Source organism: Agromyces aurantiacus (assembly GCF_016907355.1).
Taxonomy (GTDB): Bacteria; Actinomycetota; Actinomycetes; order Actinomycetales; family Microbacteriaceae; genus Agromyces; species Agromyces aurantiacus.
Genome location: NZ_JAFBBW010000001.1, coordinates 1,013,459 through 1,038,514 on the forward strand (window position 1 = coordinate 1,013,459; position 25,056 = coordinate 1,038,514).

A 25,056-nucleotide genomic window follows, 5' to 3' on the forward strand; every position below is an offset into this window, starting at 1 on the left:
GTGAACGGTCACATCAGCCGTCACCTGGAACACGACATCACCGCCGTTCCGACGGCCGCACCATTCGACGAGGGAGTCCGCGTGACCAGCTTCGGCCCGCAGATCGAGGTCGCGATCGCGCGTGTGCGTGCCGATGTCGCCCGTCTGCACGGCGAGTTGACGCGGTACGGCCTCGTCGTCTGGACGGGCGGCAACGTGTCGGGCCGGGTGCCGGGTGCGGACCTGTTCGTGATCAAGCCCTCGGGCGTGAGCTATGACGAGCTGGCGCCCGAGAACATGATCCTGTGCGACCTGGACGGCGCCGTGATCCCGGGCACGCCGGGCAGCGAGCGGGCTCCGTCGTCGGACACCGCGGCGCACGCGTACGTGTACCGGAACATGCCCGAGGTGGGCGGGGTCGTGCACACGCACTCGACGTACGCGACGGCGTGGGCCGCGCGCGGCGAGGAGATCCCGTGCGTGATCACGGCGATGGCCGACGAGTTCGGCGGCCCGATCCCGATCGGCCCGTTCGCGATCATCGGCGATGACTCGATCGGCCGCGGCATCGTGGAGACCCTCACGGGGCATCGGTCGCGGGCGGTGCTGATGCAGAACCACGGTCCGTTCACGATCGGCGCGAACGCCAAGGACGCGGTCAAGGCCGCGGTCATGGTCGAGGACGTGGCCCGCACGGTGCACCTGGCCCGCGAGGCCGGCCCGTTGATCCCGATCGCGCAGGAGGCGATCGACCGGTTGTACGACCGGTACCAGAACGTCTACGGACAGTCCATCGACTCCCGCAGACCCGCCCCCAACTGAACAGAGCTTGCGGCATCCGAGGTCCCGAACGGATGCCGCAGGGAAGTCGGTCGTCATGGACGAGGCCGGCCTCTCCCAACGTCACCAAGACGACGACGTCCATGACCACACAGTGAAAGGACACACCGTGAACAGCACGAAGAAGGTGCTCCTCGCCACGCTGGCGGCCGGTTCGATGCTCGCGCTCGCCGCGTGCTCGGGCAACAGCGGCGGCGGCGGAGGAGAGGGCGACGGCGGCCTGATCGGCGTCGCGATGCCCACCAAGAGCTCCGAGCGCTGGATCCAGGACGGCGACGCCGTCAAGAAGCAGCTCGAGGACGAGGGCTTCAAGGTCGACCTCCAGTACGCCGAGGACGACATCCCCACCCAGGTCTCGCAGATCGAGAACATGATCACGAAGGGCGCCGAGGCGCTGATCATCGCCTCGATCGACGGCACGACGCTGTCGGAGGTGCTGCAGAGCGCGGCCGACGCCGACATCCCCGTCATCGCCTACGACCGCCTCATCCGCGACTCCGAGAACGTCGACTACTACGCGTCGTTCGACAACTACAAGGTCGGCGTCCAGCAGGCCACCTCGATCCTCGCGGGCCTCGGCCTGACCGACCTCGAGGGCAACGCGGCATCCGACGCGCCCAAGGGTCCGTTCAACATCGAGCTGTTCGCCGGTTCGCCCGACGACAACAACGCCACGTTCTTCTGGAACGGCGCGATGGACACGCTCCAGCCGCTCATCGACGACGGCACGCTCGTCGTGAAGTCGGGCCAGACCGACTTCGAGCAGGCCGCCATCCTCCGTTGGGACGGCGAGGTCGCGCAGAGCCGCATGGAGGACATCCTCACCTCGACGTACTCCGACGGCTCGAAGGTCAACGCGGTGCTCTCGCCCTACGACGGCCTCTCGCGCGGCATCATCTCGGCCCTCACCGACGCCGGCTACACGGTCGGCGACGAGTGGCCGATCATCTCCGGCCAGGACGCCGAGCTCGACTCGGTGAAGGCGATCAACTCCGGTGAGCAGTACTCGACCATCTTCAAGGACACCCGCGAGCTCGCGGCCGTGGCCGTGGACATGGCCACCGCGCTGCTGAACGGCGAGGAGCCCGAGGTCAACAACACCGAGGACTACGACAACGGCGTGAAGGTCGTGCCCTCGTACCTCCTCGAGTCGCAGATCGTCGTCAAGGACAACATCACCGAGGTCCTCGTCGACAGCGGCTACTGGACCGAAGAGGAAATCAACGGCTGATTCGCCGCTGAGCCGAATCGGATGATGCGATCCCGCGTGTCGGGACCTGAGGCGGGAGTACCCTCGCCTCAGGTCCCGGCCGCGGCATCCGTCGCACCGGACGGCGCACCGGCAATGGAGCAGGAGCAAGGATGACCACCAAGATTCTCGAGATGCGCGGCATCACCAAGACGTTCCCCGGCGTGAAGGCCCTCTCGAACGTCAACCTCGCGGTCGAGCGCGGCGAGGTGCACGCCATCTGCGGCGAGAACGGCGCCGGCAAATCGACGCTCATGAAGGTGCTCTCGGGCGTCTACCCGCACGGCACCTACGACGGCGACATCGTCTTCGAGAACGAGGTCGTCGAGTTCAAGGACCTCACCGATTCCGAGGCCAAGGGCATCGTGATCATCCACCAGGAGCTCGCGCTCAGCCCGTACCTGTCGATCGCCGAGAACATCTTCCTCAATAACGAGCAGAAGGGCGCCGGCGGCCTCATCGACTGGAACAAGACCAACTTCGAGGCCGGCAAGCTCCTCGCCCGCGTGGGGCTGAAGGAGAACCCGACCACGAAGATCATGGACATCGGCGTCGGCAAGCAGCAGCTCGTCGAGATCGCCAAGGCCCTGTCCAAGCAGGTCAAGCTCCTGATCCTCGACGAGCCCACCGCGGCGCTCAACGACGAGGACTCCGACCACCTGCTCGACCTGATCCTGCACCTCAAGGGGCAGGGGATCACGTCGATCATCATCAGCCACAAGCTCAACGAGATCAAGAAGGTCGCCGACACGGTCACGGTCATCCGCGACGGCAAGACGATCGAGACGATCGCCAAGCAGGAGGTGACCGAGGACCGCATCATCAAGGACATGGTGGGCCGCGACCTCGAGCACCGCTACCCCGACCACACGCCCAACATCGGCGAGGAGCTGCTCCGCGTCGAGGACTGGACGGCGCACCACCCGCAGGACACCTCGCGCGTCGTCGTCGACCACGTGAACCTGCACGTGCGCGCCGGCGAGATCGTGGGCATCGCGGGGCTCATGGGGGCCGGGCGCACCGAGTTCGCGATGAGCCTCTTCGGCCACTCGTACGGCTCGAAGATCTCGGGCAAGGTCTTCCTGCGCGGCAAGGAGATCAAGACCCGCACGGTCGCCGAGGCGATCGACCACGGCATCGCGTACGCGACCGAGGACCGCAAGACGTTCGGCCTGAACCTCATCGAGGACATCAAGCGGAACATCTCGATGGCGTCGCTGAAGAAGCTCGAGAAGTTCGGCCTCGTGCACGACAACGAGGAGTACGCGGTCGCCAACGAGTACCGCAAGTCGATGAACATCAAGGCGCCGAACGTCCTGGTGAAGACCGGCAAGCTCTCGGGCGGCAACCAGCAGAAGGTCGTGCTGTCGAAGTGGATCTACTCCGACCCCGAGGTGCTGATCCTCGACGAGCCGACCCGCGGCATCGACGTCGGCGCGAAGTACGAGATCTACACGATCATCAACAAGCTCGCCGCGCAGGGGAAGGGGATCATCGTGATCTCCTCCGAGCTGCCCGAGCTGCTCGGCATCTGCGACCGCGTGTACGCCCTCTCGGAGGGTCGCATCACCGGCGAGCTCCCGATCGAGCAGGCCACGCCCGAGTCGATGCTCAAGCTCATGACCATGGAAAAGCCCCGCTAGCCCGCGGCTGACGGATCACTTCAGGAGACATCATGTCGAATCCGAATCCCCCCACCCTCGAGGAATCGCACGCGGCGGGCAGCAACGTCAATCCCGTCGACAACAAGTTCACCGAGCGCCTGACCCACGTGCTCAGCGACCTCGGCCGCAACGGCATCTTCATCGCCCTCGTGCTCGTGGTCGTGCTGTTCGCGATCCTCACCGACGGCATCCTGCTTCGCCCGCAGAACATCTCCAACCTGGTCGTGCAGAACGGGTATATCCTCGTGCTCGCGATCGGCATGGTGATGGTCATCATCGCGGGACACATCGACCTGTCGGTCGGCTCGGTCGCGGCCTTCGTCGGCGCATGTTCCGGCGTCTTCGCCGTGCAATGGGGCCTGCCGTGGTGGCTCGCGGTGCTGCTCTCGCTCGGCATCGGCGCGCTGGTGGGCGTCTGGCAGGGCTGGTGGATCGCCTACGTCGGCATCCCGGCGTTCATCGTGACGCTGGCGGGCATGCTCATCTTCCGCGGGCTCGCGCTCGTGGTGCTGGGCAACGCGAACATCGGCTCGTTCCCCACCGAGTACCGCGCGCTCGGCAACGGCTTCACCACGGCCCTGACGGGCGACTCCGACCTCGACGTGCTGACCCTCGGCGTCGGTGCCCTGGCGATCGTCATCCTCATCGTGCAGCAGCTGCGCACGCGACGCGGTCGCCAGAAGTACGGCCAGGACGTCGAGCCCATGGCGTGGTTCATCGTCAAGCTCGTGCTGATCTCGGCGGCGATCGGGTTCTTCACCTACGCGCTCGCGACGTACAAGGGCATCCCGGTCACGCTGATCATCCTGGGCGTGCTGGTGCTCGTGTACAGCGTCATCATGAACCGCACGGTGTTCGGTCGTCACATCTACGCGATCGGCGGCAACCGCCACGCGGCCGAGCTGTCGGGCATCAAAACCCGCCGGGTCGACTTCTGGCTGTTCGTGAACATGGGCTTCCTGGCGGCGCTCGCCGGGCTCATCTTCACGGCCCGCCTGAACCTCGCCGGCCCGAAGGCCGGTGACGGCTTCGAGCTCGAGGCGATCTCGGCGGCGTTCATCGGCGGCGCGGCCGTGCAGGGCGGCGTCGGCACGATCGGCGGCGCGATCATCGGTGGCCTGATCATCGGCGTGCTGAACAACGGCATGTCGATCATGGGCATCGGCATCGAGTGGCAGCAGGCCGTGAAGGGCCTGGTGCTGCTGCTCGCGGTCGCGTTCGACGTGTACAACAAGCGGCGGTCGGGCGGCCAGTAGGCGCGCGACTCGAGTCGAACGAGGGGCGGATGCTGCGGCATCCGCCCCTCGTCGCGTTCACGCCCTGGGCTGGCGTGTCGGCTTCGTTAGCGCTAACATTTCCTGTTGTTAGCGCTAACGAACCAGGGGAGGACGCTCGCCGATGAGCGACACCGGGAACACGACGGATGCCGCGCGCGCGGCGATCCGCGAGGGGCGCACGTCGCTCGGCATCGAGTTCGGCTCGACGCGCATCAAGGCGTGCCTGGTCGGCGTCGACCCGACGCAGGTGCTCGCCACGGGCAGCCACGAATGGGAGAACCGGTTCGTCGACCGGGTCTGGACCTACTCCGAGGAGGACATCTGGTCGGGCCTGCAGGCGGCCTACGCCGACCTCGTCGCCGACGTGCGCCGCCGCCACGACGTCGTGCCCGAGACGTTCGGCGCGATCGGCGTCTCGGCGATGATGCACGGCTACCTCGCGTTCGGCGAGGTCGGCGAGCTGCTCGTGCCGTTCCGCACGTGGCGGAACACCTCGACCGGCCCCGCGGCCGCCGAGCTGAGCGAGGCGTTCGGACTCAACATCCCGCTGCGCTGGTCGATCGCCCACCTGTACCAGGCGGTGCTCGACGAGGAGGCGCACGTCCCCGACATCCGCTCGTTCACGACCCTCGCCGGGTACGTGCACTGGAAGCTCACGGGACGTCGCGTGCTCGGCGTCGGCGATGCCTCGGGCATGTTCCCGATCGACTCGGCCGCGCACGACTACGACGCCCGCCTGACCGGGGTGTTCGACGGGCTCGTCGCCGAGCGGGCTCCCCATCTGCGCGTCGCCGACCTGCTGCCCGACGTGCTGCGGGCCGGCGAGCGCGCCGGCGGGCTGACGACGGATGGCGCGGCGCTCCTCGATCCGTCGGGCGCGCTGCGCGCCGGCATCCCGTTCTGCCCGCCCGAGGGAGACGCCGGCACGGGCATGGTCGCGACGAACGCGGTCGCCCCGCGCACCGGGAACGTCAGCGCCGGCACGAGCATCTTCGCGATGGTCGTGCTCGAGCGTCCGCTCTCGCACGCGCACCACGAACTCGACTTGGTCACCACGCCCGCGGGCGACCCCGTCGCGATGGTGCACTGCAACAACGGCGCGAGCGAGCTCGCGGCCTGGGCGGGGGTGTTCGGGCGCTTCGCCACGGCCGTCGGCGCCACCGTCGACGCCGACGGCGTGTTCGAGGCGCTGTTCCGCGAGGCGCTCGCGGGCGAGCACGACGCCGGCGGCCTGCTGGCCTACAACCACCTGGCCGGCGAGCCGATCGCCGGGCTCCCCGAGGGGCGGCCCATGGTCGTCCGCACGCCCGACAGCCGGCTCACGCTCGCGAACCTCATGCGAGCGCAGCTGTACGGCGTGTTCGGCACGCTCGCGCTCGGCATGCGCGTGCTCGACGCGGAGGGCGTCGAGCTCGACCGGATGTTCGCCCACGGCGGCATCTTCCGCACGGCCGGGGTCGCGCAGAGGCTGCTCGCCGGCGCGCTCGACGCACCCGTCGCGGTCGGCGAGACCGCCTCCGAGGGCGGGGCGTGGGGCATGGCGGTACTCGCGGCCTACCTCTCGGCTCCGGCCGGTACCGACCTCGGCACCTTCCTCGACCGGCACGTCTTCGAGCACGCCGCCGTCGAGACCGTGCAGCCCGATCCCGACGACGTCGCCGGCTTCTCGGCGTACCTCGACCGCTACCGCGCCGGACTCGCCGCCGAGGCGGCCGCCGTCGACGCCCTCTGACGCGAGTGGGCGAACTTGGCGGCGTTGCGACATCCGACACAGCCAGGATCGCCCACTCGAGGAGACCGACCCCGCGGACCGCACCCCGCACGGTACGCGCAGACCACACCGCAGAAGTAAGGATCCGCACATGACCCGCACCCCGCTCACCACGTCGCTCGACGGCTCCGAGGTCTGGTTCCTCACCGGGAGCCAGCACCTGTACGGACCCGAGACGCTCCGACAGGTCGCCGAGCAGTCGCGCACGATCGCCGAGGCGCTCGACGCCGCATCGGACGTGCCCGTCAAGATCGTCTGGCAGCCGGTGCTCACCGACTCGGCCGCGATCAAGCGCATCATGCTCGAGGCGAACGCCGCACCGAACGTCATCGGCCTCATCGCGTGGATGCACACGTTCAGCCCCGCCAAGATGTGGATCGCCGGGCTCGACGCGCTGCAGAAGCCGCTCGCGCACCTGCACACGCAGGCCAACGTCGAACTGCCGTGGGGCGACATCGACTTCGACTTCATGAACCTCAACCAGGCCGCGCACGGCGACCGCGAGTTCGGGTACATCCAGACCCGACTCGGCGTGCCGCGCAAGACGATCGTCGGGCACGCCTCCGACCCGCGCGTGCAGCGCGAGCTCGGCACCTGGCAGCGTGCGGCCGCCGGCCTCGCGGCATCCCGCGACCTCAAGCTCGCGCGCTTCGGCGACAACATGCGCTACGTCGCGGTCACCGAGGGCGACAAGACCGAGGCCGAGTTGCGGTTCGGCGTGCAGGTCAACACGTGGGGCGTGAATGAGCTCGCCGACGCGGTGCACGCGGCATCCGACGCCGAGATCGACCTGCTCGTGCAGGAGTACGAGGACCTCTACGACGTCGTGCCGTCCCTGCGCCGGGGCGGGGAGCGGCACGACTCGCTGCGCTACGGCGCCGCCATCGAGCTCGGGCTGCGCTCGTTCCTCGAGGAGGGCGGCTTCGGCGCGTTCACCACGTCGTTCGAGGACCTCGGAGCGCTGCGGCAGCTGCCGGGCCTCGCCGTGCAGCGACTGCAGGCCGAGGGCTACGGCTTCGGCGCCGAGGGCGACTGGAAGACGGCGATCCTCGTGCGCATCGCGAATGTCATGGGCGCCGGGCTGCCCGGCGGTGCAACCCTCATGGAGGACTACACCTACGACCTCACGCCCGGCGACGAGCTGATCCTCGGCGCGCACATGCTCGAGGTCGCGCCGTCGATCACGACCGCGAAGCCGTCGCTCGAGATCCACCCCCTCGGCATCGGCGGCAAGGAGGACCCGGTGCGGCTGGTCTTCACCGCCGACCCCGGTCCGGCCGTGGTCGTGGCCATGTCCGACCTTCGCGACCGCTTCCGCCTGACCGCCAACGTCGTCGAGAACGTCGCGCCGCGTGAGCCGCTGCCGAAGCTGCCCGTCGGCCGCGCGATCTGGAAGCCCGCGCCCGACTTCCAGACCTCGGCCGCCGCGTGGCTCACGGCGGGCGCCGCGCACCACACCGTGATGTCGACCGCCGTCGGCGTCGAGGTGTTCCGCGACTTCGCCGAGATGGCGCGCGTGGAGCTCCTGGTCATCGACGAGGAGACGACGCAGCGCGGCTTCGAGCGCGAAGTACGGTGGAACCAGGCCTACTACCGACTGGCGCAGGGCCTCTGAGGGAGGAACGCGTGAGCGGTGCGGATGCGGCGAGCCGGGCGGTGGAGGCCCGGCCACGCGCGGCGTCCGGACCAGGGCGCGATCCGGCCCCCGCGCCGGTCGCACCCGATGCCGGCGCCGGCGTGCCGACCATGTTCGACGTGGCCAAGCACGCCGGCGTCTCGCACCAGACCGTTTCGCGGGTGCTCAACGACCTGCCCGGCGTCGCCGCGGCGACGCGCGAGCGCGTGCGGCAGGCCATGGCCGAGCTCAATTACGCGCCGTCGCCGACCGCGCGCGCGATGGCGCGCCGCCGGTCGGGCTCGATCGGCCTGATCCAGGCCGGCCGACCCGACTACGGACCCTCGAGCGCGGCGCTCGGCTTCAACGAGGCCGCGCGCGAGGCCGGCTACGCCGTGAGCCAGGCGAGCATGCGCGCGCTCGACGCCGACGCGCTCACCCAGGCCGTACACCGGCTCGTGCTGCAGCGCGTCGAAGCCATCGTGCTCATCTCGGGCGAGCGCGAGGGCGTCGATGTGTTGCGCGGCATCGACGCGGGCGTGCCGCTCGTCGCCGTCGCCTCCGAGGGCGGGCCCGGGTTGCACCGCGTCTCGTTCGACCAGGCCGCGGGGGCGCACCTCGCGACCGAGCACCTCATCGGGCTGGGCCACCGGCGCATCGCGCACGTCGCAGGCCCGGCCGACTCGATGGATGCCGCGGAGCGCCGCCGCGGGTTCGCTGGCGCGCTCGCGGCGCACGGCCTCGAGCAGCGCGAGCCGCTCGCGGGGGACTGGCTCGCGGCATCCGGCCACGCCGCCGGCCGACGACTGCTCGACGACGGATGGGCCACCGCCGTGTTCGTCGGCAACGACCAGATGTCGCTCGGCCTGCTCTCGGCGTGCCATGCCGCCGGGGTTCGCGTGCCCGACGACCTGAGCGTCGTCGGCTTCGACGACATCCCCGAGGCGGCGTTCTTCACGCCCGCGCTCACGACCATGCGGCAGGACTTCGACACGCTCGGGCGCGACATCATGGCGACGGTGGTCGACGTGCTGCGCGACGAGGCGTCGGCGCCCGATCGGACGGCGCGCGTGCCCGAGCTCGTGGTGCGCGCGAGCACGGGCACGCCGCGCGGCTGACGCCCGCGCGCCCGCGCGCGGCTCGCGCGCGCGGCTCGCGCGCGCGGCATCCGGTCGCCCGCGCCGTCCGCCCGCCGCGCTGTCACCTGCGCAACGCAGGTGCCCAGTCGGCGTGTCGGGCTCACGCGCGCCCGACACGCCGCGCGACACGCCTCCCGACCTGCAGAGCGCCCGCGCGCGGCCTCCTGCGCCATCGAGATCGAAGGATGAGCGGCGCGATGACCCCGCTCGAGCGGGTCTGGCGCGTCTCATCCTGCATTCGGCTCGCAAACACCGATCGAGCCTCGGGCGTCTCGCCGGGGCGGATGCCAGGACACGCCGAACGCGCGCGTGTCCGCGACATCCGCCCCTCGTCTCACTGCGCCGACCAGGCGGGCAGCTGCTGCAGCGTCCAGCGGTTGCCGTCGGGATCGCGCAGCGTGATGAAGCGGCCCCACGCCTGCTCGTCGATGCCCTCGCACTCGACGCCCTTGGCGCGCAGGTCGGCGAGCACGGCGTCGGCGTCGGGGATCACGACCTGGATCACGTCGAGCGAACCCGGCTCGAGCGTCGCGCCGAGCCCCTCGCCGATCGCGATCGAGCAGGCCGATCCGGGCGGGGTCAACTGCACGAAGCGCAAGTTCTCGTTCACGCGCTGGTCGTGGTCGGCGTTGAAGCCGAGCTTCTCGACGTAGAACTCCTTGGCGCGGTCGACGTCGCTGACGGGCACGTGGATGAGCTCGATCTTCCAGTCCATGGTGGGTCTCCCTGTTCGGTGGTATTCCCCCAGTGTCGCGCGGCTTGCGGTCAATTTCTGTCCGGAATGCGCACCATTCGCGCTCTGATCCACGGCGAGTCGTCGGATGTCGCGCGCGACGCGCCGAGCGGCACCGGCGTGTCGCGCGGAATCTCCTTCAGCCCGCCGCGCCGCGCGCCCAACGGCGCCGGCGCGTCGCGCGAATTCTCCTTCACCGCGCCGGGTGGCACCCCCGGTGCGAGGATGGAGCACATGACCACGCTCAACATCACCGGGGATGCCGCGGCCGACGAGCTGCTCAGCACCGATTCGTTCGCGCTGCTCACGGGCATGCTCCTCGACCAGCAGGTCGCGATGGAGACGGCGTTCGCCGGCCCGCTGAAGATCGAGCAGCGCGTCGGCTCGATCGATCCGCAGCAGATCGCCGGGTACGACCCCGATCGGCTCGTCGAGGTGTTCAAGCAGACCCCCGCCGTGCACCGCTACCCGGGGTCGATGGCCGGGCGCGTGCAGGCGCTCGCCCACGCGGTCGTCGACGACTGGGGCGGCGACGCGTCGGCGATCTGGACGCAGGGCGACCCCGACGGCGCCACCGTGCTGAAGCGGTTGAAGGCCCTGCCCGGCTTCGGTGACCAGAAGGCGAAGATCTTCCTCGCACTGCTCGGCAAGCAGCTGGGCCTGCAGGCGGCCGGATGGCGCGAGGCCGTCGGGCACTACGGCGAGGACGGCTGCTTCGCGTCGGTCGCCGACATCACCGACGCCGAGTCGCTCGCCAAGGTGCGCGCGACGAAGCAGGCCGCGAAGGCCGCGGCAAAATCGGCGAAGGGCTGACCTGTTCACGTCACGGGGGCCGGGGCCCGTCACGACGGCCGGGGCGTCAGGTGGACCGGGCGCCGCAGGTTCAGCGCGAGATGCGCGTCGAGCTTCCGGCTCTTCGTGGCGAGCGTCTTCCCCCGCACCGCCAGCGTGCCGGTGACCGTGACGTCGCCGCCCTCCACCGCGACGAGGTCGCCGTCCGCCACGTCCGCTGCGCACCCGGTGATCTGGAACACCAGGCTCAGCTGGAACTCGACGCTCCCGACCCGGACGTCGTCGATGTAGACGTCGACGACGGGCTTGTACGTCGAGGTGACTCGGTGCGAGGCGAGCTCGACGACCTCGCGCGAGGTCGAGCCGAGGGTCCGTCGTCCGGCGTCGAGGAGCGCCTTGTACTTCAGCCACCCGGCGACGACGCCGTCGACGAGGTCGAAGTCGAGCAGGCGCGCGGCGGCAGCGCCCACTTGCCGGTACGCGGCGCCCCGGGCGGTCGTCGAGAGGCGTTCGACGCCGGTGGTGCCGGTCGCGTCGCGATCGGTCGCGACCAGCGCCGCCGTGATCGCGTCGGCGGTGAGGTGGGCACGCCCCTCGTCGCCGAGGAAGTCGAGCACGGTGAGGTGCTCCTCGGTCGCTGGTGCCGTCGTGGTCATCGTCGGACCTCCTCGAATTCGTGCCGGTGCTCGCCGGGATGCGGTTCGATGCGCACGACGTGGCGGATGGCGTCGTGCTCGCCGGGCGTCTCGACGATCTCGCTGCCCACCCGGACGGGCGTCACGGGCCGCGCACGCACGTGCTCGGCCACCCACCTGCGTTGCGCCGCGCGGTGGCGGCCCCGAAGCAGCATGGTCGCCAGTGCGGCGATCGCCAGGAGGAGGGCGACCGCGGTCGCGATCAGGAACGCGATCGAGACGGATGGCGCGGCGGTCGTGATCACGGTGACATCGGAGCCCCGCGGCACGGTGGTGCCGGGCGCGGGGTCCTGGCCCTCGATGAGGTCCCCCTCGGACGAGCCGGAGAGGACGAGCCGCAGCCCGAGGGGATCCAGGGCCGCGATCGCATCCTGCTTCGACATGCCGACGAGGTTCGGCACGACGACGGTCGGCGGCGGAACCTGCTGCATGGTCAGGTCCACCGGTGTCCCGACGGGCACTTGGCTGCGAGAGGCGGGGGACTGGTCGCCGACCTGATCGCCCGTTCCCGAGACCTCGCCGACCGTCAGCTGCGCGCTCGCGAGGGCATCCCGTGCCTCGGCCAGCGTGAGCCCGGTGAGGTCGGGGACCTCGGCGAACGCGACACCGAGGACGACGTCGACCGGCGATCCCGTGATCGCCTCATCGCCGGGAGGCGGATCCTGGGAGCGCACGCGGTCACCATCGCCCGACGCCTCTCCCAGCACGAGCCGGGCCTCTTCGAGGATGGGAACCGCCTGCTCGACGGTGAGGCCGACGAGATCGGGGACCACTGTCATGTCGGAGGTCGACGGCGTCACCTCGAAGTCCCTCTCGGCGGCGATGGCGGCGTCGCCCGTGCAGCGAGCGAACACCGCGTGCGTCCCCGGACCCGTCTCCGCCGGCACCACGAAGGAGGTCGTCGCAGTCCCTGCTGAGATCACGGCCGTCCCGAACTCGATCGACGTCCCGTCGCCGTCCCACGAGAAGGCCACCTCGGAGAGGCCGACGTCGTCGCTCCCGACGAAGGGGCAGTCGTCGAAGCCCGCCGCGACGGCCGTGACCACGGTGCCGCGCGGCCCCTGCGCGGGGTCGAGGGTGAGGTCGGGCGTCGCGGGCTGCGCCACGGCTGCCGCGGTGAACGTGCTGCCGAGCGTCGCGAGCGCGAGCAGCACCGTGGTCGCGATCGCACGACGGCGCGACGAAACGGAATCGGCCATGTCGGGGGGCCCCCTCCCCACCGCGTAGGTTCACCACCCACGGTCCTCTCGAAGGCGGGCGGTGTCAACGACGCGGCTCCGGCGTGCTGCGCACGACGGGTCGGCGCCGATCCAGATGAGCGCTCACATCCGTGGGCGCCGGTGTTCGGCGCCCGTTCGGACCGGGAACGGGCCCGAGTTTCGATCGGGATGGAACTCGCACTTGTGAGCGCTCACTTGTGAGCGCTAACATCTCGACTGCGGCCCGAACGGACTGGCCGCCCGGCGCACCGAGACTCCGCAGCAGCCCAGCCGCCGGCCAGTGAACAAGGAGGTTCCAGCTGATGAAGAAGCAGCTCATCGGCATCGCCGCCGCCGGCGCGATGCTCCTCGCCCTCTCCGGATGCGCCAGCGGTGGCAACGCCGCGGCCGAGGGCCCCAAGCCGCTCGACGAGCTCGTCGTCGGCTTCGCCCAGGTCGGCGCCGAGTCGGGATGGCGCACCGCCAACACCAAGGACATCCAGGCCGCCTTCGAGGACGCGGGGATCGAGCTCAAGTTCTCCGACGCGCAGCAGAAGCAGGAGAACCAGATCAAGGCGATCCGCTCGTACATCCAGCAGCAGGTCGACGTGATCGCGTTCTCCCCGGTCGTCGAGACCGGATGGGACGCGGTCCTGAACGAGGCGAAGGCCGCCGGCATCCCCGTGGTGCTGACCGACCGCGCCGTCGACTCGAAGGACGACTCGCTCTACGTCAGCTTCCTCGGCTCCGACTTCGTCGAGGAGGGGAAGAAGGCCGGCCAGTGGGTGCTCGACGAGTACGCCGATGCGACCGAGCCGGTGCAGATCATCCAGCTCGAGGGCACGACGGGCGCCGCCCCGGCGATCGACCGCGCCGAGGGCTTCGCCGACGTCATCGCCGAGAACCCGAACCTCGAGGTGGTCGCGAGCCAGACCGGCGACTTCACCCGCGCGGGCGGCAAGCAGGTCACCGAGGCGCTGCTCAAGTCGAATCCCGACGTCGACCTCATCTACGCGCACAACGACGACATGGGTCTCGGCGCGATCGAGGCGATCGAGGCCGCCGGCCTCGTTCCCGGCAAGGACATCAAGATCGTCACGGTCGACGCGGTCCACGACGGCATGCAGGCCCTCGCCGACGGCAAGATCAACTTCATCGTCGAGTGCTCGCCGCTGCTCGGCAAGCAGCTGATCGACATCGTGAAGCAGATCAACGACGGTGAGACGCCCGAGAAGCGCATCATCACCGAGGAGACCACCTTCACGCAGGAGCAGGCCATCGAGGCGCTGCCCGACCGGCAGTACTGATCCGCGGTCGCGGGTCGAGGATGTCGCGCCGCGACGCCTCGGCCCGCGATTCCGGGTGTCGAGACGCCGCTTCGCGGCTCACCAACCCTCACAGACACGAACTTGGAGAGCATCGTGACCCAGTCCACCGCGACCCCGGTCGTCGAGATGCGCGGCATCTCGATCGGCTTCCCGGGCGTGAAGGCGCTCGACGGCGTCGACTTCCGCATGTTCCCCGGCGAGGTGCACTCGCTCATGGGCGAGAACGGCGCCGGCAAGTCGACCCTGATCAAGGCCCTGACCGGCGTGTACGGCATCGACGCCGGCACGATCACGCTCGCGGGCGAGCAGGTCTCGTTCAGCGGGCCGGCGCAGGCCCAGGCCGCGGGCATCTCCACGGTCTACCAGGAGGTCAACCTCCTGCCGAACCTGTCCGTCGCCGAGAACATCATGCTCGGCCGCGAGCCGCGGCGCTTCGGCGGCATCGACTGGCGCGCGATGCGCCGCCGGTCGGCCGAGCTGCTCGCGGGCCTCAACCTCGACATCGACCCCGGCTCGCTGCTCGGCGACCACTCGCTCGCGGTGCAGCAGCTCATCGCGATCGCGCGCGCGATCGACGTCAACGCCAAGGTCCTGATCCTGGACGAGCCGACCTCGTCGCTCGACGCCGACGAGGTCGCCGAGCTGTTCCGCGTCATCCGCTCGCTCAAGGACCAGCGCGTCGCCATCCTGTTCGTCTCGCACTTCCTCGACCAGGTCTACGAGATCTGCGACCGCCTCACGGTGCTGCGCAACGGCACGCTCGTGGGGGAGTACCTCGTCGACGAGCTGCTGCGCATCGACCTCGTGCAGAAGATGATCGGCAAGGAGCTCACCGCGCTCGACGAGCTCGAGCAGCGCGTCCACACGGTGGCCGTCGGCGAGTCGGATGCCGCGACCTTCGTCTCGGCGTCGCAGCTCGGGCGGCGCGGCGCGATCAACCCGGCCGACCTGCCGATCGCGGCCGGCGAGGTCGTCGGCCTCGCGGGCCTGCTCGGCTCGGGCCGGACCGAGTTCGCGCGCCTGCTCGGCGGCATCGACCGCGCCGACATGGGCGAGCTGACCGTGAGCGGCGAGTCCGTGAAGCTTCGCACGCCGCGGCAGGCGATCTCGAAGCGCATCGCGTTCTCGAGCGAGAATCGCCGCGACGAGGGCATCGTCGGCGACCTGACCGTCCGCGACAACATCGTGCTCGCCCTGCAGGCCGACCGCGGCTGGGCCCGCCCCATCCCGAAGAAGAAGCAGGACGAGCTCGCCCAGAGCTACATCCAGGCCCTCAACATCCGACCCGGCAACCCCGACGCGCTCGTGCGCAACCTCTCGGGCGGCAACCAGCAGAAGGTGCTGCTCGCCCGGTGGCTCGCGATCGCACCCCGCCTGCTGATCCTCGACGAGCCCACGCGCGGCATCGACATCGGGGCGAAGGCCGAGATCCAGAAGCTCGTCTTCAACCTCGCCGAGAACGGCATGAGCGTGCTGTTCATCTCGGCCGAGCTCGAGGAGGTGCTGAGGCTCAGCCACCGCGTCGTCGTGCTGCGCGACCGGCACGTCGTCGCCGACCTCGAGAACGACGGGCTCACGGTCGACTCGCTGCTCGCGCTGATCGCCGACGGGCGCGTCGCGTCCGACGACGAGGCGCTGGAGGAGCTCCAGGCGGATGGCGCGGCTGCACCCGTCGCCGTCGCGGCCGGCGCGCCAGCGCCATCGGTCACCGGCGCGCCCGCGCCGTCCGGCACCGCCACCACCCACCCCGACCACACCGAAGGAGGCCCGCGATGACCGCCCTCGCCAAGATCGCCTCGAGCCGGCTGTTCTGGCCGGTCGTGATGCTGCTCGTGCTCTTCGCGATCAACCTGGTCGCGTTCCCCGGCTTCTTCACGATCACCGTGCGCGACGGGCAGCTGTTCGGGAGCCTGATCGACATCCTGCGCAATGGCGCGCCGACGCTGATCATCGCGGTCGGGATGACGCTCGTCATCGCCACGCGCGGCATCGACCTGTCGGTCGGGGCCGTGGCGGCCATCGCGGGCGCGGTCGCGTGCTCGATCATCCTCGGGTCGCCCGAACCCGGGAACCTCGCGACGGTCGCCGTCGCGGTGGCGGTCGCGCTCGTCATCTCGCTCGTGCTCGGCGTGTGGAACGGGTTCCTCGTCGCGGTGCTCGGCATCCAGCCGATCATCGCGACGCTGATCCTCATGACCGCCGGCCGCGGCGTCGCGATGCTCATCACCGAGGGGCAGATCCTGACGGTGAACAGCCCGCCGTTCAAGTTCCTCGGCTCGGGCTTCTGGCTCGGCGTGCCGGTCGCCGTGATCATCGCGGCCGTCGTGTTCGGGCTCGCCGCGCTCATCACACGGCGCACCGCGCTCGGCATGTTCATCGAGTCGGTCGGCATCAACCCCGAGGCGAGCCGCCAGGCGGGCGTGCGGGCGCGCGGGCTGCTGTTCGCGGTCTACACGTTCTGCGCACTGTGCGCGGCGATCGCGGGCCTCATCCTCACGGCGAACACCGCGGCGGCGGATGCGAACAACACGGGCCTGTTCATCGAGCTCGACGCGATCCTGGCCGTCGTGATCGGCGGCACGTCGCTCGCCGGCGGTCGCTACTCGCTGCTCGGCACGCTCGTCGGAGCCCTCGTCATCCAGACCCTCGTGACCACGGTGTACACGGTCGGCATCCCGCCGATCGCGACCATGGTGTTCAAGGCCGCGGTCGTGACCGTCGTGTGCCTGCTCCAATCGCCCACCACGGCCGAGGCGTTCAGCGGATTCCGCAGGCGCCTCGCCGTCCGAGCCGGGAAGGGGCTCGCCGCATCATGACCGAGCTGCTCGACGCCCCCGGGCGCACCTCACCAGGCGCCGACCGAGCGCCCGCTCGCCGCGCGCCGCGCACGCCGCGCGGTCCGGCCGGCTCCGGCCCCGCGCCATCCGGCAACCCCCTCGCCCGCGCGGCCCGCGCCGCCGGCGCGCTGCTCACGAGCCCCAAGTACGGGCCCGTGACGGTCACCGCCATCCTGTTCGTCGCCGTCTTCGTCGTCGGCGGCATCCGGTACCGCGGGTTCTTCTCGGGGCAGGTGTTCCTCAACCTGTTCGTCGACAACGCCTACCTCATCGTGCTCGCGGTCGGCATGACGTTCGTGATCCTCACGGGCGGCATCGACCTGTCGGTCGGCGCGGTCGTCGCGCTGTCGGGCATGATCGCCGCGAGCCTGCTGCAGACGGGATGGTCGCCGGCCGCGGTGATCCCGCTGATCCTGGTGCTCACGAGTGTGCTGGGGCTGCTCGTCGGCCTCATGATCCACGTGTTCAAGGTGCAGCCGTTCATCGCGACGCTCGCGGCGATGTTCCTCGCGCGCGGCCTCTGCTACGTGATCAGCCAGTCGTCGATCTCGATCACCGACCCGACGTTCGTGCAGCTCGCGGTCTCGCGCATCCCGCTCGGCGGCGGCATGTCGATCACGCCGAGCGTGATCATCGCGCTCGTCGTCGTCGCGATCGCCGTCTGGGTGCTGCACGCCACGCGCTTCGGCCGCACCGTCTACGCGATCGGCGGCGGCGAGACCTCTGGCCTGCTCATGGGCCTGCCGGTCGCCCGCACCAAGGTGCTCGTGTACGTCATCTCGGGCTTCTGCTCGGGCCTCGCGGGCGTGCTGTTCACCTTCTACACGCTGTCGGGCTACCCGCTCACGGCGATCGGCACCGAACTCGACGCGATCGCCGCGGTCGTGATCGGCGGCACGCTGCTGACCGGCGGATACGGGTTCGTGCTCGGCTCGGTGCTCGGCGTGCTCGTGCTCGGCGTGATCCAGACGATCATCACGTTCGAAGGCACCCTGTCGTCGTGGTGGACGAAGATCTTCATCGGCGCGCTGCTGCTGGTCTTCATCATCCTGCAGAAGGTGCTGACGGCGCGGCGGCGATGAGCGAGCGGATGGCGCGTGGCCCGGTCCCGTGTCGGAGCGGGCCATTCGCCTCCCCGCCCGGGGCGGGTCGGGCGGGATAATCGAGATGACGAGCGCGCCGCGGGCGCGGGGCAGGGAGCCAGGCAGCCGGTGAGCGATCACGACGACAGGGCCCGGGCCGCGACGATCTTCGACGTGGCCCGGCTCGCCGGTGTGTCGCACCAGACCGTGTCGCGCGTGCTCAACGACCTGCCCAACGTGCGGCCCGCGACCCGCGCGCGTGTCGAGCAGGCGATCAAGCAGCTGCGCTACGTGCCGTCGCCCGCGGCTCGCGCGCTCGTGACGCGACGCACGCGCACGCTCGGGCTCATCGTCACGGGGGCGCCCGACTACGGGCCCTCGTCGACGGCGCTGCACTTCAACGAGGCCGCGCGCGACGCCCGGTACGCCGTGATCACGGCGAGCATGCTCGAGACGGATGCCGCGAGCATGCGCTCGACGGCCGAGCTCCTCGTGCGCCAGAACGTCGAGGCGATCGTGCTCATCGCCGCGCAGCGGGCCGCGCTCGACGCGCTCGACGGCATCGAGCTCGGCGTGCCGGTCGTGGCCGTGGCCTCCGAGGAGCGCGGCGCGCTGCATCGCGTCTGGCTCGACCAGTACGCGGGGGCGCGGCTGGCGGTCGAGCACCTCATCGGGCTCGGGCATCGCGAGATCCGGCACGTCTCAGGGCCCACCAACGCGATGGATGCCGCGGAGCGCGTGCGCGGCTGGGCCGCCGCACTCGGCGAGCACGGCCTCGCGGCGCGCGAGCCGCTCGTCGGCGACTGGTCGCCGGGCAGCGGCTACGTGCACGGGCGCGCGCTCGCCGCCGACCGCGACATGACCGCGATCTTCGTCTCGAACGACCAGATGGCGCTCGGCGTGATGCACGCGCTCGCCGAGGCGGGTTTGTCGGTGCCGGGCGACGTGAGCATCGTGGGCTTCGATGACATCCCCGAGGCGGCGTTCTTCGCGCCGCCGCTCACGACCGTGCGCCAGGACTTCGACGCGCTCGGTCGGGATGCGATGGCGGGCGTACTCGCGGTGCTCGGCGATGACGACCGGATGCCCGTGCCGCGCGTGCCGGATCTCGTGGTGCGCACGAGCACCGCCGCGCCGTCGCGCGACCGCGCGGCCGTCACCGGCTGAGCCGGTCACGGCAACCGGCTGGTCGGGTCGCGCCTGACCGGCTGAGGTGGTCACGGGCACCTCACCCTCTCCGCACCTCCGGAGATCGCCCCGCCACCGGTCGGTCGGGCCACATATGCTCCGGTCCCGTGGTGATCTCCGGGGTTGTGGCGGTGCGGCGTGCGCGATGGGTCGCCGAGCGGGGCGGGTCGGGCGCGCCTCGCTCGGGACGGCGAGCCCCGCGCGACGGGCGGCTGAGCCATCCGCTCACCGCGGGCGTCGCCGCGCCGGCGGGCGGCGCCCCGCGCGGTCAGGCCCCGCGCGTCGCCGCGTCGGCGGGCGATGCCCCGCGTGCGGTCAGCCCTCGCGCGCCGCCGCGACACGCGCCCGCACGCGCGCCGAGGCATCCGCGATCGCCTGCTTCTCCTCGGGCTCGAGCACGTCGAGGAACAGCGCGCGGATCGCGAGCGCGTGATCACGCACCGCGCGGAGCAGTGCGCGGCGCCCGTCGCGCGTGAGCACGACGAGCGAGCCGCGCCCGTCGGTGTCGCAGTCGACCCGCTCGACGAGTCCGCGGCTCGCCATGCGCGTGAGCTGGTGCGAGACGCGGCTCTTCTCCCACCCGATGTGCTCGCCGATCGTGCCCGGCCGCAGCCGGCGTTCGGGTGCCTTGAACAGCGCGAGCAGCACGGCGTAATCGGCCTGCGAGATGCCGGCGTCGCGCTGGAGGCGACGGTCGAGCTCGCGGCCGAGCTCGGCGTGCATCGCCACGAAGCCGTCGAAGAGCGCCCACTCGGCGTCGTCGACTTCGGAGACCTCGGTCGCGGACATGCGCCCAGCCTATCGGGAATGTAGTTGATACGTCATCTTGTTCATTTATGATGACGTGTCAACCAAAGACTTCGAAAGGGGACCGCACATGTCCGCAGTCAAGATCGGCATCATCATCGGCAGCACCCGCCCCGGTCGCGTGGGCGACCAGGTGGCGCGATGGGTGCTCGAGCAGGCCCAGCAGCGCACCGACGCCGAGTTCGAGCTCGTCGACCTCGTCGACTTCGCGCTGCCGCACCTCGACGAGCCGCTTCCGCCCGCGATGGGCCAGTACGCGCAGCCGCACACCAAGGAGTGGGCCGAGAAGGTCGACTCGTTCGACGGCTACATCTTCGTCACCCCCGAGTACAACCACTCCACCTCGGGCGCGCTGAAGAACGCGCTCGACTTCGTCTACGGCGAGTGGAACAACAAGGCCGCGGGGCTCGTCAGCTACGGCTCGGTCGGCGGCACCCGCGCGGCCGAGCACCTTCGGCTCATCCTCGGCGAGCTGCAGGTCGCCGACGTGCGCCAGCAGGTCTCGTTCTCGCTCATGACCGACTTCGAGAACTACCGCACCTTCACGCCCGCCGGCTACCACGCGGGCATGCTCGCCGCGCAGCTCGACCAGCTCGTGCCGTGGGCTGCCGCGCTGCGCACGGTGCGCGAGGCGGGTGAGCTCTCCCAGGCGGCGTAACCGGCGTCGCCCTCGTCAGCGCTCGACGCGCTCGTCGAGGAACTCCGCGATGGTCGCGGCCATGACCTCGGGCTGCCACTGATGCTGCGCCGCCGGGATGGCGCGCTGCTCGGCAGCCGGCATGGCCGCGACCATCGCATCGGCCGACCGGGTCATCACGTCGAGCGTCTCCTCGCCGACGAGCACGAGCGTGGGCGCCTGGATGCGGCCGAGCAGCTCGGCGTGCGGGGCGGACTGCGCCCAGGCGAGCGATTCGGCGTCGGCCTCGAGGCTCGGGCCGATGCGCACCATGAGCGGCCACGACGGACTCGTCTTGGCCTGCTCGAGCCATTCGGCCGGCATGTCCTTCATGTAGTACTCGACGACCGCATCGGGGTCGTCGCCGGCGATGCGGTCGCGCAGGCCCGCGAGGAACTCCGCGCCATCCGTGCCCTGCTCGACGCCGAGCGGCACCTCGAACATCACGAGCGCGTTCACGGGCAGCCCGGCCGCCGCCGCGGCCAGCGCGATCGAGCCGCCGGATGAGTTGCCGAAGAGCGCGACCCCGGTCGGGGCGTCGCCCATACGTTCGAGCTCGGTCACGATCGCCCAGAGGTCGGCGATGTTGTCGGCGAGCGTCATGGTGGCCTCGTGGCCGCTCTCGCCGCGGCCGCGCCGGTCGTAGTTGATCACCGAGTACCCGCGCGCGGCGAGCAGCTTCGCGAGCTGCTTGGTCGCGGGGTCGAACGCGCGGAACTGGAATGCCCCGCCGATCAGGATGACGGGCGGTCCCTCGCCCTCCCGGTCGTAGGCGATCGACGTGCCGTCGCGCGAGATGACGGTGTGGGACGGGGCCATGCGGTCCTCCTTCGCAGGTTCGGTCTGCGGGGGTTCGGTCCGCGGGCCACGCTACCCGCGTGGGCGCGGATCCGACAGGGCCGGGCGGGCTGGATCGCACCCCCCGCGACGCGCCGTGCCGCCGCGCGGGAATGTCGGTGGGTGGTGCGAGCATGTCATCGGACAACACCACATGTTGGGGTCGACTGGGCGAGGGGGCCCAGATGTCGGGATGGCGCGACACGCCGCGACACGCCCGACATCCGTTCACAGGGTGAATCCGCTCGGATGAGCGGGCCTGTGGAGAACGTCGACCCGAACCGCGGAAATCCGCCGGTCAGGGGGTCTTCGGGCTGGGGATGAACGGTGGAGAACGCGGTGGAAAACTACACGAATGTAACTACAGCATCTTGTGGCTGTTCAGTTCGCCAGACACAAGATGTAGTATTGAAGGACACCAGCAACACCGGGGGAATCGGCTCCTCCAGGAGCCAGAGAAGAGGGGTCTCAGAGATGACGGTCACGGTCTACACCAAGCCTTCCTGCGTGCAGTGCAACGCGACGTACCGCGCCCTCGACAGCAAGGGCATCGAGTACGAGGTGCTCGACCTCTCGCAGGACGAGCAGGCGCTCGCCGCGGTCAAGGAGCTCGGGTACCTGCAGGCCCCGGTCGTCATCACCGACGAGGACCACTGGTCGGGCTTCCGCCCCGACAAGATCGACGAGCTGGCCTCTCGGCTCGCGTAACGCTCCCGGGAGCAGCGACCGGGGGGTCGTGATGCACAACCTGGAGCAGCAATGACGAACCTGATCTACTTCTCGAGCGTGTCGGGCAACACCGCGCGCTTCATCGAGAAGCTCGGGCGGCCGGCGGCGCGCATCCCGCTCCACGCGAAGGATGCCGCCCTCGTCGCCGACGAGCCCTTCGTGCTCGTGGTGCCGACCTACGGCGGAGGCGACGGCAAGGGCGCCGTGCCGAAGCAGGTCATCAGGTTCCTGAACGACCCGCGCAATCGCGCGCTCATCCGCGGCGTCATCGCCGCCGGCAACACCAACTTCGGTGCGGCCTACGGCCTCGCCGGCGACATCGTCGCCGCGAAGTGCCACGTGCCGCACCTGTATCGCTTCGAAGTATTCGGAACACCCGACGACGTTCGCGCCGTCGACGAGGGATTGGACGCATTTTGGTCAACGCAGCAGCATCCGGCAACGACAGTGGCGTAGCGCTCATCGACGCGCCGCGCTCGAGCAGCAGCGGGATGGACTACCACTCGCTGAATGCGATGCTCAACCTGTACGGCGCCGACGGCAAGATCCAGTTCGAGAAGGACAAGGAGGCCGCGCGCGAGTACTTCCTGCAGCACGTCAACCAGAACACGGTCTTCTTCCACTCCCTCAAGGAGCGCCTCGACTACCTCGTCGAGAAGCAGTACTACGAGAAGGCGGTGCTCGACCAGTACTCGTTCGAGTTCATCCAGAAGCTCAACGACCTGGCGTACTCGAAGAAGTTCCGCTTCGAGACGTTCCTCGGCGCGTTCAAGTACTACACGAGCTACACGCTGAAGACGTTCGACGGCAAGCGGTACCTCGAGCGCTTCGAAGACCGGGTGGTGATGACCGCGCTCGGCCTCGCGCAGGGCGACGAGCAGCTCGCGATCGACCTCGTCGAGGAGATCATCGCCGGCCGCTTCCAGCCGGCGACGCCGACGTTCCTCAACACGGGCAAGGCGCAGCGTGGCGAGCTCGTCTCGTGCTTCCTGCTCCGCATCGAGGACAACATGGAGTCGATCTCGCGGGGCATCAACTCGTCGCTGCAGCTGTCGAAGCGCGGCGGCGGCGTGGCGCTGCTGCTCAGCAACATCCGCGAGGCCGGCGCGCCGATCAAGCAGATCGAGAACCAGTCGAGCGGCATCATCCCGGTCATGAAGCTGCTCGAGGACTCGTTCAGCTACGCCAACCAGCTCGGCGCACGCCAGGGCGCCGGTGCGGTGTACCTCTCGGCGCACCACCCCGACATCATGCGGTTCCTCGACACCAAGCGCGAGAACGCCGACGAGAAGATCCGCATCAAGACGCTCTCGCTCGGGGTCGTCGTGCCCGATATCACGTTCGAGCTCGCGAAGAACAACGAGGACATGTACCTGTTCTCGCCGTACGACGTCGAGCGCGTCTACGGCAAGCCGTTCGGCGACGTGCCGATCACCGAGAACTACCGCGCCATGGTCGACGACCCGCGCATCAAGAAGACGAAGATCAACGCGCGCGAGTTCTTCCAGACGATCGCCGAGATCCAGTTCGAGTCGGGCTACCCGTACATCGTGTTCGAGGACACGGTGAACAAGGCCAACCCGATCAAGGGCCGGATCAACATGTCGAACCTGTGCTCCGAGATCCTGCAGGTCAACACGCCGACGACCTACAACGAGGACCTCAGCTACAACCAGATCGGCAAGGACATCTCCTGCAACCTGGGCTCGCTGAACATCGCGCTGGCGATGGATTCGCCCGACCTCGGCAAGACGGTGGAGACCGCCATCCGGGGCCTGACCGCGGTGTCGAACATGTCGCACATCTCGTCGGTGCGTTCGGTCGAAGACGGCAACGACAAGTCGCACGCCATCGGCCTCGGCCAGATGAACCTGCACGGCTACCTCGCCCGCGAGCGCATCCACTACGGAAGCGAAGAGGGCGTCGACTTCACGAACATCTACTTCTACACGGTGCTCTTCCACGCCCTGCGGGCGTCGAACCAGATCGCGATCGAGCGCGGCGAGACGTTCGACGGCTTCAAGGACTCCAAGTACGCGTCGGGCGAGTTCTTCGACAAGTACACCGATGCCGCGTGGGTGCCGCAGACCCCCCGCGTGATCGAGCTCTTCGCCGACGCCGGCGTGCACATCCCGACGCAGCACGACTGGCAGGAGCTGAAGGCCTCCGTCATGGAGCACGGCATCTACAACCAGAACCTGCAGGCGGTGCCGCCGACCGGCTCGATCTCGTACATCAACAACTCGACGTCGTCGATCCACCCGATCGCGGCGAAGATCGAGATCCGCAAGGAAGGCAAGCTCGGCCGCGTCTACTACCCGGCGCCGTTCATGACGAACGACAACCTCGAGTACTACGAGGACGCGTACGAGATCGGCTACGAGAAGGTCATCGACACGTACGCCGCGGCCACGCAGCACGTCGATCAGGGCCTCTCGCTCACGCTGTTCTTCAAGGACACCGCGACGACCCGCGACATCAACAAGGCCCAGATCTACGCGTGGAAGAAGGGCATCAAGACGATCTACTACATCCGGCTGCGGCAGCAGGCCCTCGAGGGCACCGAGCTGGACATGTGCGTCAGCTGCACGCTGTAGTGAGCATTTCTCACAATCGGAT

The 25,056-nt window shown here is 69.7% G+C and carries 23 protein-coding genes; 17 read left to right on the plus strand and 6 right to left on the minus strand.

Features of this window, described 5'->3' with window-relative positions:
- The first annotated feature begins 81 nt into the window (after positions 1–81).
- From JOD46_RS04750 to JOD46_RS04780, 7 genes are all read left to right on the plus strand, one after another.
- A complete protein-coding gene (locus JOD46_RS04750) occupies positions 82–801 on the plus strand; it encodes an L-ribulose-5-phosphate 4-epimerase (protein WP_204392020.1) in 720 nt (239 codons plus the stop codon).
- A 175-nt stretch (positions 802–976) separates the two neighbouring features.
- The gene (gene chvE / locus JOD46_RS04755) at positions 977–2,050 is read left to right on the plus strand and encodes a multiple monosaccharide ABC transporter substrate-binding protein (RefSeq protein WP_204396251.1); all 1,074 of its coding nucleotides are present in this window, start codon (positions 977–979) and stop codon (positions 2,048–2,050) included.
- Positions 2,051–2,181: 131 nt separating this feature from the next.
- Positions 2,182–3,711: a multiple monosaccharide ABC transporter ATP-binding protein gene (mmsA, locus tag JOD46_RS04760; protein WP_204392022.1), complete on the plus strand. Its 1,530-nt coding sequence runs from the start codon at positions 2,182–2,184 to the stop codon at positions 3,709–3,711.
- 32 nt (positions 3,712–3,743) lie between these two features.
- Positions 3,744–4,988 carry a multiple monosaccharide ABC transporter permease gene (mmsB, locus tag JOD46_RS04765; RefSeq protein WP_204392024.1) on the plus strand — a complete coding sequence of 415 codons (1,245 nt, stop codon included), beginning with the start codon at positions 3,744–3,746 and terminating at the stop codon, positions 4,986–4,988.
- Between the two features lie 142 nt (positions 4,989–5,130).
- On the plus strand, positions 5,131–6,741 hold the full coding sequence (locus JOD46_RS04770) for a xylulokinase (RefSeq protein ID WP_204392026.1): 1,611 nt from the start codon (positions 5,131–5,133) through the stop codon (positions 6,739–6,741).
- 130 nt (positions 6,742–6,871) lie between these two features.
- Complete coding sequence (gene araA, locus JOD46_RS04775) at positions 6,872–8,395, plus strand: L-arabinose isomerase (protein WP_204392028.1); 1,524 nt, start codon at positions 6,872–6,874, stop codon at positions 8,393–8,395.
- 131 nt (positions 8,396–8,526) lie between these two features.
- Positions 8,527–9,513: a LacI family DNA-binding transcriptional regulator gene (locus tag JOD46_RS04780; protein WP_204396252.1), complete on the plus strand. Its 987-nt coding sequence runs from the start codon at positions 8,527–8,529 to the stop codon at positions 9,511–9,513.
- A gap of 355 nt (positions 9,514–9,868) precedes the next feature.
- On the opposite strand, the gene JOD46_RS04785 is transcribed toward JOD46_RS04780, so the two are convergent.
- Entirely contained in the window at positions 9,869–10,249 is a 381-nt protein-coding gene (locus JOD46_RS04785; protein ID WP_204392030.1) for a glyoxalase superfamily protein, read from the minus strand.
- A 50-nt stretch (positions 10,250–10,299) separates the two neighbouring features.
- Positions 10,300–10,503 (minus strand): hypothetical protein, encoded by a 204-nt coding sequence (locus tag JOD46_RS04790; RefSeq protein WP_204396871.1) that lies wholly within the window; start codon positions 10,501–10,503, stop codon positions 10,300–10,302.
- On the opposite strand from JOD46_RS04790, the gene JOD46_RS04795 reads away from it, so the two are divergent.
- Positions 10,502–11,080, plus strand: coding sequence for an HhH-GPD-type base excision DNA repair protein (locus JOD46_RS04795; protein WP_372432048.1), 579 nt, complete (start codon positions 10,502–10,504; stop codon positions 11,078–11,080). The genes JOD46_RS04790 and JOD46_RS04795 overlap by 2 nt on opposite strands.
- Before the next feature lie 29 nt (positions 11,081–11,109).
- On the opposite strand, the gene JOD46_RS04800 is transcribed toward JOD46_RS04795, so the two are convergent.
- Together JOD46_RS04800 and JOD46_RS04805 are read right to left on the minus strand one after the other, a co-directional pair.
- The gene (locus JOD46_RS04800; protein ID WP_204392032.1) at positions 11,110–11,715 is read right to left on the minus strand and encodes a hypothetical protein; all 606 of its coding nucleotides are present in this window, start codon (positions 11,713–11,715) and stop codon (positions 11,110–11,112) included.
- On the minus strand, positions 11,712–12,953 hold the full coding sequence (locus JOD46_RS04805) for a PASTA domain-containing protein (RefSeq protein ID WP_204392034.1): 1,242 nt from the start codon (positions 12,951–12,953) through the stop codon (positions 11,712–11,714). The genes JOD46_RS04800 and JOD46_RS04805 overlap by 4 nt, the downstream gene beginning before the upstream one ends.
- A gap of 323 nt (positions 12,954–13,276) precedes the next feature.
- Here JOD46_RS04805 and JOD46_RS04810 point away from each other — a divergent pair, with 323 nt between their 5' ends.
- The 5 genes from JOD46_RS04810 to JOD46_RS04830 all read left to right on the plus strand — a co-directional run bounded on the left by JOD46_RS04810 (position 13,277) and on the right by JOD46_RS04830 (position 19,367).
- The gene (locus JOD46_RS04810) at positions 13,277–14,260 is read left to right on the plus strand and encodes an ABC transporter substrate-binding protein (RefSeq protein WP_204392036.1); all 984 of its coding nucleotides are present in this window, start codon (positions 13,277–13,279) and stop codon (positions 14,258–14,260) included.
- A 147-nt stretch (positions 14,261–14,407) separates the two neighbouring features.
- Positions 14,408–16,057 (plus strand): sugar ABC transporter ATP-binding protein, encoded by a 1,650-nt coding sequence (locus JOD46_RS04815; protein ID WP_204396261.1) that lies wholly within the window; start codon positions 14,408–14,410, stop codon positions 16,055–16,057.
- On the plus strand, positions 16,054–17,097 hold the full coding sequence (locus JOD46_RS04820) for an ABC transporter permease (RefSeq protein ID WP_204392037.1): 1,044 nt from the start codon (positions 16,054–16,056) through the stop codon (positions 17,095–17,097). Before JOD46_RS04815 ends, JOD46_RS04820 begins: the two co-directional genes overlap by 4 nt.
- Entirely contained in the window at positions 17,094–18,200 is a 1,107-nt protein-coding gene (gene yjfF / locus JOD46_RS04825) for a galactofuranose ABC transporter, permease protein YjfF (RefSeq protein WP_204392038.1), read from the plus strand. The genes JOD46_RS04820 and yjfF overlap by 4 nt, the downstream gene beginning before the upstream one ends.
- A gap of 129 nt (positions 18,201–18,329) precedes the next feature.
- Positions 18,330–19,367 (plus strand): LacI family DNA-binding transcriptional regulator, encoded by a 1,038-nt coding sequence (locus JOD46_RS04830; protein ID WP_307834911.1) that lies wholly within the window; start codon positions 18,330–18,332, stop codon positions 19,365–19,367.
- Positions 19,368–19,703: 336 nt separating this feature from the next.
- Here the strand turns inward: JOD46_RS04830 and JOD46_RS04835 are convergent, their stop codons facing one another.
- A complete protein-coding gene (locus JOD46_RS04835) occupies positions 19,704–20,177 on the minus strand; it encodes a MarR family winged helix-turn-helix transcriptional regulator (RefSeq protein WP_204392039.1) in 474 nt (157 codons plus the stop codon).
- Positions 20,178–20,265: 88 nt separating this feature from the next.
- Between JOD46_RS04835 and JOD46_RS04840 the strand changes: the two genes are divergently transcribed.
- The gene (locus JOD46_RS04840; RefSeq protein ID WP_204392040.1) at positions 20,266–20,853 is read left to right on the plus strand and encodes an NADPH-dependent FMN reductase; all 588 of its coding nucleotides are present in this window, start codon (positions 20,266–20,268) and stop codon (positions 20,851–20,853) included.
- Between the two features lie 15 nt (positions 20,854–20,868).
- On the opposite strand, the gene JOD46_RS04845 is transcribed toward JOD46_RS04840, so the two are convergent.
- Positions 20,869–21,690 (minus strand): alpha/beta fold hydrolase, encoded by an 822-nt coding sequence (locus tag JOD46_RS04845; RefSeq protein ID WP_204392041.1) that lies wholly within the window; start codon positions 21,688–21,690, stop codon positions 20,869–20,871.
- A 492-nt stretch (positions 21,691–22,182) separates the two neighbouring features.
- On the opposite strand from JOD46_RS04845, the gene nrdH reads away from it, so the two are divergent.
- The 3 genes from nrdH to nrdE are packed head-to-tail and all read left to right on the plus strand — an operon-like array spanning position 22,183 to position 25,034.
- Complete coding sequence (gene nrdH / locus JOD46_RS04850; protein WP_204392042.1) at positions 22,183–22,416, plus strand: glutaredoxin-like protein NrdH; 234 nt, start codon at positions 22,183–22,185, stop codon at positions 22,414–22,416.
- A 51-nt stretch (positions 22,417–22,467) separates the two neighbouring features.
- On the plus strand, positions 22,468–22,893 hold the full coding sequence (gene nrdI, locus JOD46_RS04855; protein ID WP_204392044.1) for a class Ib ribonucleoside-diphosphate reductase assembly flavoprotein NrdI: 426 nt from the start codon (positions 22,468–22,470) through the stop codon (positions 22,891–22,893).
- A gap of 35 nt (positions 22,894–22,928) precedes the next feature.
- Positions 22,929–25,034, plus strand: coding sequence for a class 1b ribonucleoside-diphosphate reductase subunit alpha (gene nrdE / locus JOD46_RS04860; protein WP_239562586.1), 2,106 nt, complete (start codon positions 22,929–22,931; stop codon positions 25,032–25,034).
- Positions 25,035–25,056 lie beyond the last annotated feature (22 nt).